We start from the raw sequence: 12155 nt of genomic DNA, 5'->3' as shown, positions 1-12155 counted from the left end.
ACGGCACGGCCCGTGCCGTTCGTTCATGAGTCAGCGCGCCGCCGCGTGTGCGAAATGGCGATCGACGTAGCGCCGGATCGTGTCGCGCATGTAGCGCGACGACGCCTCCGCGCGGTCCTCCCACGCGAACACGCACGACGACATCACGCCGTCGAAGCCGGCATCGCCGAGCGCGCGAAAAAAGATGTCCCAGTCGATCTCGCCCTGCCCGATGTCGAGATGCTGGTGTACTCGAATCTGGTTCGAGCCGGGCGGGTTCACGATGTAGCGCAACTGGCTGCTCTTGCGGTGATCGAAAGTGTCGGCCACGCGCACGTGCGCGAGGATCGGCGCGGCCTGCGCGATCATCGCGGCCATGTCGTCGCCGTAATAGAACGTGTGCGGCGCGATGTACGACAGCTTCAGCGAAGGCGAGCCGATGTTCGTGACGATGTCGATCGCCGGCTGCAGCTGCTCGATCCAGTCCTCCGGATGCGGCTCGACCGACAGCACGATACGTTCGCGCTCGAGGATCGGCAGCAGCTCGTCCATCGAACGAAACCATGCGGCTTCGCACAGTTCCTTCGGATTCGCGCCCGGCCGCTCGCCGACCGAGCGCTCCGGCGACGCGCCGCGCCCGAACTCGGACACCATCAGCGCGCACTCCATCTCGAGCGCGACCTCGATCGCCTTCTTCCAGCAGCGCACCGCCCATTGGCGCTCGTCCTCGAACGGGCTGGCCCAGCGGTACATCGGCTGCAGCGACGCGAGGCCGACTCCGCTCGCACGCAGCGCTTGCCGGAACGCGGCCATGCGCTCGCGCGTCGCGCGCGGCATCACCCACCAGTCGAGAAAGTCGCTGCGCGGCGACAGCTCGATCTGGTCGTAGCCGAGTTCGGCAACCGCGTGCGGCAGCCGATCGAGCGGCAGGTGGCGAATCATGTAGGGATCCAGAGCAATTTTCATCTTCTTCCCGGTCGGTTCCGTATTCGATCGTCGCAGGTCAGCGGCGGGACTTCTTGTTGCGGTACTGGTCGGCGATCACGGCCGCGACGATGATCGCGCCCTTGACCATCTCCTGGTAATACGCGTCGATCCGGATGAACGTGAAGCCCGATGTCATCACGCCGAGGATCAGCACACCGATCACGGTGCCCGTCACGCGCCCGAGGCCGCCCGACAGCGACGTGCCGCCGATCACGACGGCCGCGATCGCGTCGAGCTCGTACATCACGCCCATGCCCGACTGGCCGGAGATCGCGCGCGCGGCCGTCACGGTGCCGGCGATCCCGCTCAGCAGGCCCGCGATCGCATAGACGAACACCAGGTGGCGCGTCACGTTGATGCCCGACACGATCGCCGCGTGGCGGTTCGCGCCGATCGCATACGTGTACTTGCCGAAGCGCGTGTAGCGCAGCACGACGTGGAAGATCGCGGCCACCACGACGAAGATGATCACCGGGTTCGCCCCCGCGCCGATCGCCGCGAACTGGTCGGTCAGCATCGACACCGGCATCCCGTTGGTGAACCACTTCGCGAAGCCGCGCGCGGCAACCATCGTGCCGAGCGTCGCGATGAACGGCGGGATGCCCGTCAGCGCGATCAGCGAGCCGTTCAGCAGGCCGACCAGCAGCCCGACGCACACGCCCGCCAGCACCGGCCAGATGACCGGCAGGTCGGTCAGGTGCGGGAACACCGCGCGCGGAAAATCGGATACCTGCGCGAGGCTGGCCGACACGACGGCCGCCGCAGCGACGACCGATCCCGACGACAGGTCGATCCCGCTGGTGATGATCACGAGGTTCACGCCGACCGCGATGATGCCGATCACGGCCATCTGCAACACGATGATCTCGAGCCGCTCGGCGTTGAACAAAAAGCTCTGGCCGACGACAAGCCAGCCGATCACCTCGAAGAACAGGCTGATGCCCACCAGCACCATGAAGATGCTCAGTTCGGGCGGCCACTTCGCATGCCGCGTCTTGATCGTCATGGACTGCGCGTCCGCGACGGGATTCAGGTTGCCCATTTCAGTTGTCTCCATGCTTGTTGCGGCTCAGCGCGAAGCCAGGTCCATGATGCGGACCTGGTCGGCGTCCTTGCGCTCGACGATGCCGGTCATCCGGCCTTCGTGCATCACCATCACGCGGTCGCTCATGCCGAGCACTTCCGGCATTTCCGACGAAATCATCAGCACCGCGACGCCCTTGCCGGCGAGCGCGCTGACGAGCCGGTGAATCTCGGCCTTCGCGCCGACGTCGATCCCGCGCGTCGGCTCGTCGAGGATCAGGATGCGCGGTTGCGTCAGCAACCATCGGCCGATCAGCACCTTCTGCTGGTTGCCGCCCGACAGGTTCTGGATTTCCTCGTGCAGCCCGGGCGTTTTCACGCGCAACATCCGGCTCATTTCCTCGCAGTCGCGCTTCAACTGCGCCTGCCGCACGAAATTGAACTTCACGTAGCGATTGCTGAGCACCGCGGCTTCCATGTTCGCGAGCAGGTCGAGATTCAGGAAGCATCCGGTGTCCTTGCGGTCCTCGGTGAGGAACGCCATCCCGTGCTTCATCGCCTGCGCGGGCGTGGAAATGCGCACCGGCTTGCCGTCGATCAGGATCTCGCCCGTCGTCGCCGGCACGACGCCGAACAGCGCCTCCGCGACGTTCGAGCGCCCCGAGCCGACGAGGCCCGCGACACCGAGAATTTCGCCCGCGCGCAACTCGAAGCTGACGTCGCGGAACACGCCGTCGACGCCGAGGTTCTTCACGGCCAGCACGACGTCGCCGATCGGCACCTCCTCCTTGGGGAACATCTGCGTGATCTCGCGGCCGACCATCATCCGGATGATGTCGTCGCGCGTGACGTCGGTCGACGCGTGCGTGCCGATGTACTTGCCGTCGCGAAACACCGAGAACTCGTCGGCGATCTCGAACAGCTCGTTCATCTTGTGCGTGATGTAGACGATGCCCTTGCCCTGCTCGCGCAACTGGCGAATGATCCGGAACAGGTGCGTGACCTCCTTGTCGGTCAGCGCCGAGGTCGGCTCGTCCATGATCAGCACGTCCGAGTCGAACGACACCGCCTTCGCGATCTCGACCATCTGGCGGCTCGCGACCGTCAGCGTGCGCACGTCGGCCTCGGGGTCGATGTCGATCGACAGCCGCTCGAACAGCGCGGCTGTGCGGCGGCGCAGCTCGGCGTGATCGATCAGGCCGAAGCGGTTCTTCGGTTCGCGGCGGATCCAGATGTTCTCCGCGACCGTCATGTACGGCATCAGGTTGAGTTCCTGGTGGATCATCGCGATCCCGCGATCGAGCGCGTCGAGCGGGCCGTTGAGCACGACCGGCTCGCCGTTGATCAGGATCTCGCCCTGGTCGGGCGTGTAGACGCCTGCGATGATCTTCATCAGCGTCGACTTGCCGGCGCCGTTCTCGCCCATCAGCGCGTGCACGGTGCCGCGGCGCACGCGAAACTGCACGCCGTCGAGCGCGACGACGCCGGGAAACGACTTGCCGACGCCGCGCACCTCGAGCAGGCAATCGTCGACGGGTACACCGGACGAACCCGGTGCGCCGAGCGAGGCGGCCGGCCCGCTTTCGCCGGCCATCGGGCGCGCCATCCTGGCTGTATACATGGACGTTCCTCGAAAGTCACACGCGAACCCGGGCGCGCCGGGCTCGCGCAGTTCAGCGGAAAAGCCGGTCAGTGCTTCGCGTACTGGCTCATGTTCTCCGGCGTGACGAGCTCGAACGGCACGTTCACGTAGCGCTCCACCGGCTGCTTCTTCGCGAGCTTCAGCGCGGTCGCGACGGCCTGCGCGCCCTGCCCGGCCGCGTTCTGGTACACGGACACCTTCAGCTCGCCGCTCTTCATCGCCGCGAGCCCGTCCGGCGTCGCATCGATGCCCGCGACGATCGTCTTCGGCGTCAGCTTGCGCGCCGCCTTCAGCGCGTTGATCGCGCCGATCGCCATCTCGTCGTTGTTCGAGACGATCGCATCGAACTTCGTGCCGGAACTGAGCCAGTTCATCGTGATGTCCTGGCCCTGCGTGCGGCTCCACTTGCCTTCGCGCTTGTCGACGATCTTCATGCCCGAGCAGTCCTTGGTCGCGATCACGTCCTCGATGTCCTTGGTGCGCGCGCGCGCCGACTCGTTGGACAGCTCGCCCATCAGCACCAGGATGTCGCCCTTGCCGCCGAGCAGCTTGCAGACCTGGCGCGCCTGCAGCGTGCCCGACTGCTTCTCGTCGGACGCGACCACCGCGACGCCGGCCGGCAGCTTGTCGAAATCGACCGGCTTGCGGTTCACATAGACGAGCGGAATCTTCGCGGCGGTCACCATCTTGGTGATCTTCGGCGTCGCGTCGGTGTCGACCGCGTTCACGATGATCGCGTCGACCTTCTGCGCGATCATGTTCTGGACCTGGCTCAACTGCTTGCCGACGTCGTTGCCGCCGTCCTCGATCTGCACGGTCGCGCCGTCCTTCTTCGCCGCATCGCCGATGCTGTTGCGCAGGATCGTCAGGAACGTGTCGTCGAACGATGCCATCGTCACGCCGATCTTCTCGGCATGCGCGAGCGGCATGGCCAGGATCGCGGCGGCCGCGGCGGCCATCAGCTTGGTCTTCATGATCACTCTGTCTCCTCATCTCCGGGGGCGGAAAACGGCGCGTTGCGCGCCGCCGGGCCGAGTCCGATAACGGACTGAAGCATCCGGATGAAACTGTAGATCACTTCCTCGAAATTTTGGAAATTTATTTCTACGTGATTTCACCTAGGGAACTGGATTTCCAAAAAGTCTAGACTCCGTTCCGTAGCCCGATTCCTCGCGGCAGGCGCACTCGTGTCGCGCCGCGGATGTGACGCATCGTCGTCCGGGATCGGTCCCCAATCTGCCGGCAAGGTCGAGCGCCGGCCGCGAGCGTGATACGTGATATGAGCCCGTTGAACTTTCCGACTGACCGCCCCATCGATCTCGCCTGCCTCGGCCGCGTCGCCGTGGATCTTTACGCGCAGCAGTACGGCAGCCGCCTGGAAGATGCGCGCAGCTTCCAGATGTATCTCGGCGGTTCGTCGGGCAACGTCGCGTTCGGCGTCGCCCGCCTCGGGTTGAAGACCGCGATGATCTCGCGCGTCGGCGACGAGCAGATGGGCCGCTTCGTGCGCGAGACGCTCGAGCGCGAAGGCTGCGACACGAGCCAGTTGCAGACGGATCCGGAACGGCTGACCGCGCTGGTGCTGCTCGGCCTGAAGGATCGCGACACGTTCCCGCTGCTGTTCGTGCGCGAGAACTGCGCAGACATGGCCGTGCGTGCCGACGAAATACGCGAGGACTTCATCGCCGGCTGCCGCGCGCTCGCGATCACCGGCACGCATCTGTCGACGCCCGGCACCCGCGAGGCGTCGCTCACCGCGCTCGGCTATGCGCGCCGCCACGGCGTCGTGCGGATCCTCGACATCGACTACCGGCCGGTGCTCTGGGGGCTGACCGCGCGCGGCGCGGGCGAGAACCGCTACGTGCCCGACGCGCAGGTCACGCGGCAGCTGCAGCAGGTGCTCGGCGAGTTCGACCTGCTGGTCGGCACCGAGGAGGAATTCCTGATCGCGGGCGGCGTGCCGCACGACCTGATCGCGTCGCTGCAGGCCGTGCGTCGCGTGAGCGGCGCGGCGCTGGTGGTCAAGCGCGGTGCGCTCGGCTGCTGCGTGATCGAGGGCGACGTCCCCGCGCGCATCGAGGATGCGCCGGCCTTCCACGGCGAACGCGTCGAAGTCCTGAACGTGCTCGGCGCGGGCGACGCATTCCTGTCGGGCCTGCTGTCCGGGCTGCTGCGCGGGCGCGACTGGGCGGAATCGACCCGCATCGCGAACGCATGCGGCGCGATCGTCGTGTCGCGCCATGCGTGTTCGGCCGCGATGCCGACGCCGGCCGAGCTCGCGCACTGGTTCGGCGGCAGCCGCAATCCGCAGGTGGACGCCGATCGCACGCTCGCGCACCTGCATCGCGTGACGGTGCCGCGCCGCGAATGGGACGACCTGTGCGTGATGGCATTCGACCATCGCAGCCAGTTCTACGAACTCGCGGTGCAGGCCGGCGCGGACGAAGCGCGCATCAAGACGCTCAAGCGCCTGCTCGTGCGCGCGGCCGAACAGGTCGAACGCGATCGCCACATCGAAGGCCATGTCGGCGTGCTGATCGACGGCGGCGCGTATGGCCGCGACGCGCTCGCGTCGGCCACCGGCCGCGGCTGGTGGGTCGGCCGCCCGGTCGAGCTGCCCGGCTCGCGGCCGCTGTGCTTCGACGACACGCGCTCGGTCGGCTCGTCGCTCACGCACTGGCCGACCGAGCAGGTCGTGAAGTGCCTCGTCCACTACCACCCCGACGACGACGTCGACCTGCGCGTCGCGCAGGAGCAGCGCGTGCTGGAGCTGTGGGAAGCCACGCGCGCGAGCGGCAACGAGCTGCTGCTGGAAATCATTCCGCCGCGTGCCGTCACGCCGGCCGGCACCGAGGACGACGCGGTGCTGCGCACGGTCGCGCGCTTCTACAACCTCGGCGTGATGCCCGAATGGTGGAAGCTCGCGCCGATGAGCGCGGACGGCTGGGCGCGGCTCGAAACGCTCGTTGCCGAGCGCGACCCGTACTGCCGCGGCGCGGTGATCCTCGGGCTGAACCAGCCGCTGCAGTATCTCGTCGACAGCTTCCGCTCGGCGACCAATCCGATCGTCAAGGGCTTCATGGTCGGCCGCACGCTGTGGGCCGACGCGTCGCTGCACTGGCTCGCCGGCCGCATCGACGACCAGGCGCTGATCGACGAAGTGGCCGGCAATTTCGCGCAGCTGGTCGACGCATGGCTCGGCCGCCGTGCCGCCGCGCGCGCCGCGGCAGCAGCCTGACGCGCATGCCCGTGACGACCATCCGACTCCTCTTGATCGACAGACGATGACCACCACCGTGAGACTGACCGTCAGCCAGGCGCTCGTGCGCTACCTGGCCGCCCTGCGCGCCGAAGTCGTCCAGCCGGACGGCCGCATCGAAATCCTGCCGTACTGCGGCGGCGTGTTCGCGATCTTCGGGCACGGCAACGTGGCCGGGCTCGGCGAGGCGCTGCACGCCGAAAAGGACCGACTGCCGACGTTCCGCGCGCACAACGAGCAAGGCATGGCGAATGCGGCCGTCGCATTCGCTAAAGCGAACTTCCGCCAGCGGATGATGGCCGCGACGTCGAGCATCGGCCCGGGCGCGACCAACATGCTGACCTCCGCCGCGCTCGCGCACGTCGGCCGGCTGCCGCTGTTGCTGCTGCCCGGCGACGTGTTCGTGTCGCGGCTGCCCGATCCCGTGCTGCAGCAGGTGGAGGATTTCGAGCAGGGCGACGTCAGCGCGAACGACTGCTTCCGGCCCGTGACGCGCTACTTCGACCGGATCACGTCGCCGGAACAGCTGCTCGTCGCGCTGCCGCGCGCGATCCAGGTGATGACCGATCCCGCGCAGTGCGGGCCGGTGTGTCTCGCGCTGCCGCAGGACGTGCAGACCTTCGCATACGACTGGCCCGAGGACTTCTTCGCGCCGCCGGTGATCCGGATGCGCCGGCCGCCCGCCGACGCGCTCGAGCTCGCGGATGCGCTCGACGTGCTGAAGGCCGCGAAAAAGCCGCTGATCGTCGCCGGCGGCGGTGTGCTGTACAGCCAGGCATGGGACGCGCTGCGCACGTTCGCCGACACGCACGGCGTGCCGGTAGCCGAATCGCAGGCCGGCAAGGGCAGCCTCGCGTGGGACCATCCGCTGAACCTGGGCTCGATCGGCGTGACGGGCTCGCCCGCCGCGAATCGCGCGGCCGCGCAGGCCGACGTCGTGTTCGCGGTCGGCACCCGCCTGCAGGACTTCACGACCGGCTCGCATGCGCTGTTCGGCAACGCGACGCTGCTGAGCCTGAACGTGCAGCCGTTCGACGCGGGCAAGAAACGCGGCAGGCAATTGATCGCCGACGCACGCACCGGCCTCGGCCAGCTGTCGGCCGCGCTCGCGGGCTGGCACGCGGATGCGGCGTGGACCGCCGCGAACCGCGACCAGGCCGCCGCGTGGAATGCGCGCGTGACCGAGCTGACCACGCGCGTGCCGAAGGACACGCTGCCGTACGACGCGGAAGTCATCGGCGCGGTGCGCGACTCGGCCGCCGACGCGGGGCGCGACAGCGCGCGCGACGATCTCGTCGTGTGCGCGGCCGGCACGCTGCCGGCCGAACTGCACAAGCTGTGGCGCAGCGGCGTGCCCGGCAACTATCACATGGATTACGCGTACTCGTGCATGGGCTACGAGGTCGCGGGCGGGCTCGGCGCGAAGCTCGCGCGGCCCGAGCGCGAAGTGATCGTGATCGTCGGCGACGGCTCCTACATGATGCTCAACGCCGAACTGGCGACCTCCGTGATGCTCGGCCGCAAGATCATCGTCGTGATCCTCGACAACCGCGGCTACGGCTGCATCGAGCGGCTGCAACTGAACTGCGGCGGCGCAAGCTTCAACAACATGCTCGACGACTGCGTGCCCGAGGGCGGCGAACGCTCGACGATCGACTTCGCGATGCATGCGCGCGCGATGGGCGCCGAAGCCGTGCACGTTCGCGACGTCGGCGAGCTGCGCCGCGAAATGACGCGTGCGCGTGCGGCGAAGACGAGCCAGGTCATCGTGATCGACACGACGCACGAGCGCACGACCGCCGATGGCGGCGCATGGTGGGAAGTCGCGGTGCCGCAGGTGTCCGCGCGCGCCGGCGTCGAAGCGGCGCATCGCGCGTATCTCGACGCGAAGACGCGGCAGCGGCACTGACACGCTTTCGGTTTCACTCCTTTGCCCCGCGACAACAACATTCGAACCAAGGAAGCAAGTCATGAGCTGGAACGTTCGCATCGGTATCAATCCCCTGTCGTGGATGAACGACGACCTGCCGTCGCTCGGCGGCGAGACGCCGCTCGAGACGGCACTGAAGGAAGGCGCCGAAATCGGCTATGCGGGCTTCGAGCTCGGCAACAAGTTTCCGAAGACAGGCCCCGAGCTTAAGGCGAAGCTCGCCGAATTCGGGCTCGTGTGCGTGTCGGGCTGGTATTCGGGCTTCCTTGCGGAAGTCGAACCGGGCATGAGCGATGCCGACGCGCTCGCCGCCGAAATCGAGCGTTGTCGCGCGCACATGACGAAGCTGCAGTTCAACGACGTGAAGGTCGTGGTGTATGGCGAATGCGCGGGTACGATCCAGGGCAGCATCGACACGCCGGTCGCGAAGCGTCCGCGTTTCGTCGACGACGAAGCCTGGCGACGCTATGCGGCACGCCTCGACGCGTTCGGCGCGCACCTGCTCGAGACCTACGGAATCAAGCTCGCCTACCATCACCACATGGGCGCATACGTCGAATCGCCCGCCGACGTCGATCGCCTGATGGCGCTGACCGATCCGGCCAAGGTGTTCCTGCTGTTCGACACGGGCCACGCATATTTCGGCGGCGCCGCCGATCCGGTGGCACTACTGAAGAAACATGTGTCGCGCATCGTGCACGTGCACTGCAAGGACGTGCGCCCGCAAGTCGTCACGCAGGCGCGCAACGGCGGCTGGAGCTTCCTGAATGCCGTCATCAACGGCACGTTCACGGTGCCGGGCGACGGCGCGCTCGATTACGAAGCGACGCTGCGCACGCTGAAGGACGCCGGCTACGAAGGCTGGCTCGTGGTCGAGGCCGAGCAGGATCCGGCCGTCGCGCCGAGCTATCAATATGCGAAGAAGGGCTACGAATCGCTGCGCGCGATCGTCGACCGGTTGAGCGCGTAAGCCCTGCCCCCAGTTGATCACCTTATTGCGGAGCTCCGTTCCATGGCGATTTCTCCCCTGCTGGTCAAGGCATCCGCCGACCGCGAAATCTGCAACGTGACGCCCGAGTCGGCCGGCTGGAAACACGTCGGCTTTCGCGCGCTGCGCCTGAAGGCCGGCGACACCGAGACGCTCGATACCGGCGCGCGCGAATTGTGCGTCGTCGTGCTCACGGGCACGCTGCGCGCACAAGTCGACGGCGAAACCTACGATGCGCTCGGCAAGCGCGACAGCGTGTTCGAGGAAGTATCGCCGGACGCGCTGTACGTGCCGGGCGGCAAGACCGTCACGCTGGTGGCGACGCGCGATGCGGAAGTCGCGCTGTGCACCGCGCCTTACGCGAGCGGCGACAAGCGCGTGCAGCGCCTCGACGGCGAACGGATGCGGCGCACGGTGCGCGGGCAAGGCACCAACACGCGTTACGTGTGCGACATCCTGATGGGCGACAACCCGGCCGCCGACCGGTTGCTGGTCGTCGAAGTGATCACGCCCGCGAGCCATTCGAGCAGCTATCCGCCGCACAAGCACGATCGCGACGCGGCGCCGGACGAAACGTCGCTCGAGGAAACCTATTACCACCGGATCGATCCGCCGCAGGGCTTCGCGTTCCAGCGCGTCTATACGGACGACCGCAGCCTCGACGAGGCGTGCGCGGTCGAGAACCACGACGTGGTGATGGTGCCGCGCGGTTATCACCCGGTGGTCGCGCCGCATGGCTACAACCTGTATTACCTGAACGTGATGGCCGGGCCGAGCCGCGCATGGGCGTTCAAGAACGACCCCGCGCACGAGTGGATGCTCGACGCGGCACCCGGGCGCTGATGCGTCGATGCGCTGAACGATCGACGGCGGACGCGCGACGCAGTGCACGCGCGCACGAACCGGACCTGGGACGACACGGAGCTGCCATGGCGACCACCTTCCCGCACTTCCCGCCCTTCGGCGACACCGCGTCGATGCCGATGCTGCCGCACTTCGATGCCGACGTCGCGCGCCGGCTCGGCGACATCGCGGTCAATCTCGCGTCGCGCCGCGGGCTGCCGATCGCGGTCGGCATCGTCGGCGAGACCGCACCGCTGTTCTATTGCGCGCTGGACGGCAGCCGCGCGAACGACAGCGACGCGATCCGCCGCCGGCAGAACACGGTGTTCCGGTTCGGTGTCAGTTCGCTCGAGGTCGGCGCGCGCTTTCGCCGCGCCGGCTGGTCGTTGCAGTCGCAGGGATTGTCGGACGCCGACTATGCGCTCGATGGCGGCAGCGTGCCGTTGCGGCTCGCCGGAGGCGGTTTCGTCGGCGCGATGACGGTCGCCGGGCTCGACGACGCGCGCGATCACGCGCTCGTCGTCGAAAGCCTGCGCTGGCATGTCGGCGCGCACGCGCTCGCGATGAGCGCGTAACCGCGCGCCGGCGCGTGCGATCAGTGCAGCCCGCCGCTCGCGACGAGGCGCTCGCCGGTCAGCCAGCGCGAGTCGTCCGACGCGAGGAACACGGCGACCGACGCGATGTCGTCCGGCTCGCCGAGTCGGCCGAGCGGCGTCTCGCTGCGCACCTGCTTCTCGAGATCCGAACCGATGATGCCGGCGCTGTGCGTGCCTTCGGTCACGATCATCCCCGGGTTGATCGCATTCACGCGGATCTTGCGCGGGCCGAGCTCCAGCGCGAGCACGCCGGTGATCGCGTCGACGGCGCCCTTGGTGCCGCTGTACACGGCGCTCGCGGGCGGCGTGATGCTCGTCACCACCGAGCTGATGTTGATGATGCTCGCGCCTTCGCCGAGATGCTTGACGGCAGCCTGCGTCGTCAGCAGCACGCCGAACACGTTCGTGTCGAACTGCCGGCGGTAGTGCTCTTCGGTGATCGCCTCGATCGGCGCGAATTCGTACACGCCGGAATTGTTGACCAGCACGTCGAGACGGCCATAGGTGTCGATCGCGGTGTCGACGATGCGCTGGGCGTCCGCTGCCTTCGACACGTCGCCGCCGACCGCGACCGCGCGGCCGCCTGCCTCGACGATCGCGTTCACGACCGCGTCGGCGCCTGCCTTGCTGCTCGCATAGTTGACCACGACCGACGCGCCTTCGGCGGCCAGCGCCCTTGCGATCGCGGCGCCGATGCCCTTGGACCCGCCCGTGACGATCGCTACCTTGCCTGCCAGCTTGCTCATGATTTCATTCCTCAGTCGGATGACCTTCGATGGATGGGTGCCGGTCTCGCCTGTCGCGGCGCACACCGGCCTTGCTGGCAATCTTGGCGGTTCGCGCGACCGCGATAAAGCGGCTCGACGCGAATTGACTGGCGGAGTTTTCCGAACAATCGGCGCACGGGC

General features: G+C 67.6%; 10 protein-coding genes. 5 read left to right on the top strand and 5 right to left on the bottom strand.

Annotation, left to right across the window (positions count from 1 at the left end; genetic code table 11):
- Positions 1-30: 30 nt before the first annotated feature.
- From WS51_RS17380 to WS51_RS17365, 4 genes are all read right to left on the bottom strand, one after another.
- Positions 31-945, bottom strand: coding sequence for a sugar phosphate isomerase/epimerase family protein (locus WS51_RS17380; RefSeq protein WP_059448273.1), 915 nt, complete (start codon positions 943-945; stop codon positions 31-33).
- Between the two features lie 37 nt (positions 946-982).
- A complete protein-coding gene (locus WS51_RS17375) occupies positions 983-2008 on the bottom strand; it encodes an ABC transporter permease (RefSeq protein ID WP_059448272.1) in 1026 nt (341 codons plus the stop codon).
- Between the two features lie 27 nt (positions 2009-2035).
- Positions 2036-3610 (bottom strand): sugar ABC transporter ATP-binding protein, encoded by a 1575-nt coding sequence (locus WS51_RS17370; RefSeq protein WP_059545137.1) that lies wholly within the window; start codon positions 3608-3610, stop codon positions 2036-2038.
- A 68-nt stretch (positions 3611-3678) separates the two neighbouring features.
- The gene (locus WS51_RS17365) at positions 3679-4605 is read right to left on the bottom strand and encodes a sugar ABC transporter substrate-binding protein (RefSeq protein ID WP_059448307.1); all 927 of its coding nucleotides are present in this window, start codon (positions 4603-4605) and stop codon (positions 3679-3681) included.
- Positions 4606-4910: 305 nt separating this feature from the next.
- Between WS51_RS17365 and WS51_RS17360 the strand changes: the two genes are divergently transcribed.
- The 5 genes from WS51_RS17360 (at position 4911) to WS51_RS17340 (ending at position 11226) form a co-directional block, all read left to right on the top strand.
- Positions 4911-6869, top strand: a complete 1959-nt coding sequence (locus tag WS51_RS17360; RefSeq protein ID WP_059503036.1) for a bifunctional 5-dehydro-2-deoxygluconokinase/5-dehydro-2-deoxyphosphogluconate aldolase — start codon at positions 4911-4913, stop codon at positions 6867-6869.
- A 46-nt stretch (positions 6870-6915) separates the two neighbouring features.
- On the top strand, positions 6916-8799 hold the full coding sequence (gene iolD, locus WS51_RS17355) for a 3D-(3,5/4)-trihydroxycyclohexane-1,2-dione acylhydrolase (decyclizing) (RefSeq protein WP_069229517.1): 1884 nt from the start codon (positions 6916-6918) through the stop codon (positions 8797-8799).
- Positions 8800-8860: 61 nt separating this feature from the next.
- Positions 8861-9790: a myo-inosose-2 dehydratase gene (gene iolE / locus WS51_RS17350; RefSeq protein WP_059448268.1), complete on the top strand. Its 930-nt coding sequence runs from the start codon at positions 8861-8863 to the stop codon at positions 9788-9790.
- 42 nt (positions 9791-9832) lie between these two features.
- Positions 9833-10651: a 5-deoxy-glucuronate isomerase gene (iolB, locus tag WS51_RS17345; protein WP_059503033.1), complete on the top strand. Its 819-nt coding sequence runs from the start codon at positions 9833-9835 to the stop codon at positions 10649-10651.
- Between the two features lie 86 nt (positions 10652-10737).
- Positions 10738-11226 (top strand): heme-degrading domain-containing protein, encoded by a 489-nt coding sequence (locus WS51_RS17340; protein WP_060023005.1) that lies wholly within the window; start codon positions 10738-10740, stop codon positions 11224-11226.
- A gap of 20 nt (positions 11227-11246) precedes the next feature.
- Here WS51_RS17340 and WS51_RS17335 read toward each other — a convergent pair whose 3' ends face one another.
- The gene (locus tag WS51_RS17335; protein ID WP_059448265.1) at positions 11247-11993 is read right to left on the bottom strand and encodes a glucose 1-dehydrogenase; all 747 of its coding nucleotides are present in this window, start codon (positions 11991-11993) and stop codon (positions 11247-11249) included.
- Positions 11994-12155: the final 162 nt, after the last annotated feature.

The sequence above is a fragment of the Burkholderia territorii genome, assembly GCF_001718335.1.
Lineage (GTDB): Bacteria > Pseudomonadota > Gammaproteobacteria > Burkholderiales > Burkholderiaceae > Burkholderia > Burkholderia territorii.
Note: the sequence above shows the minus strand (reverse complement) of the source record. Positions and strands in the feature narration are given on the sequence as shown.

Excerpts from the sequence above, each read along its gene's own strand:
- WS51_RS17340 (WP_060023005.1), top strand. The coding sequence starts at position 10,738 with ATGGCGACCACCTTCCCGCACTTCCCGCCCTTCGGCGACACCGCGTCG.
- WS51_RS17375 (WP_059448272.1), bottom strand. The coding sequence starts at position 2,008 with ATGGGCAACCTGAATCCCGTCGCGGACGCGCAGTCCATGACGATCAAG.
- WS51_RS17360 (WP_059503036.1), top strand. The coding sequence starts at position 4,911 with ATGAGCCCGTTGAACTTTCCGACTGACCGCCCCATCGATCTCGCCTGC.
- WS51_RS17380 (WP_059448273.1), bottom strand. The coding sequence starts at position 945 with ATGAAAATTGCTCTGGATCCCTACATGATTCGCCACCTGCCGCTCGAT.
- WS51_RS17335 (WP_059448265.1), bottom strand. The coding sequence starts at position 11,993 with ATGAGCAAGCTGGCAGGCAAGGTAGCGATCGTCACGGGCGGGTCCAAG.
- iolB (WP_059503033.1), top strand. The coding sequence starts at position 9,833 with ATGGCGATTTCTCCCCTGCTGGTCAAGGCATCCGCCGACCGCGAAATC.
- WS51_RS17365 (WP_059448307.1), bottom strand. The coding sequence starts at position 4,605 with ATGAAGACCAAGCTGATGGCCGCCGCGGCCGCCGCGATCCTGGCCATG.
- iolD (WP_069229517.1), top strand. The coding sequence starts at position 6,916 with ATGACCACCACCGTGAGACTGACCGTCAGCCAGGCGCTCGTGCGCTAC.
- iolE (WP_059448268.1), top strand. The coding sequence starts at position 8,861 with ATGAGCTGGAACGTTCGCATCGGTATCAATCCCCTGTCGTGGATGAAC.
- WS51_RS17370 (WP_059545137.1), bottom strand. The coding sequence starts at position 3,610 with ATGTATACAGCCAGGATGGCGCGCCCGATGGCCGGCGAAAGCGGGCCG.